This window comes from Caballeronia sp. LZ029 (assembly GCF_031451275.1).
In the GTDB taxonomy this organism is placed as follows: Bacteria; Pseudomonadota; Gammaproteobacteria; order Burkholderiales; family Burkholderiaceae; genus Caballeronia; species Caballeronia jiangsuensis.
The window spans coordinates 1-459 of sequence record NZ_JARUXO010000040.1; the positions used below are offsets into that span (position 1 = coordinate 1).

Consider the following 459-nt stretch of genomic DNA (forward strand, 5'->3'; position numbering starts at 1 on the left):
GGCGAGAAGCGTCTGCAACTGGACGGGCAAAGCGCGCGCTTCGACTGGTCGCATCGCGGGGAAACGGCCTTTAGCGTTCAACTCGACGATGCGCTCGTCAAAGGCCACGTCTTCACCGACGGTGATGTCTTCCACGTGTTTCTGGAAGGCGCCGCATTCGCGTTCGAATGGCAGAACCTGATGGCTCATGCAGGCGACGCCGAACACGAAGGGCGACTGACCGCGCCGATGCCCGGCAAGGTTATCGCGGTCCTCGTGCAGCCGGGCGTATCGGTGGAAAAGGGCGCGCCGCTGATCGTGATGGAAGCGATGAAGATGGAGCATACGATCGTCGCGCCGGCCACGGGCAGGATCGGCGAAATTCTCTTCGACGTCGGCGATCAGGTCACCGACGGATCGCAATTGCTCGTGCTCGAAACGGAAGGCAGCTAGCGCTTCTTCTTCGGCGCGGGACCGAGC

General features: G+C 62.5%; 1 protein-coding gene. It reads left to right on the top strand.

All coding sequences use genetic code 11. From position 1 onward, the window contains the following. On the top strand, window positions 1–432 hold a 432-nt coding region (locus QCE73_RS33950), incomplete at its 5' end, for a biotin/lipoyl-containing protein (RefSeq protein WP_309885330.1). Between the last annotated feature and the right edge of the window lie 27 nt (window positions 433–459).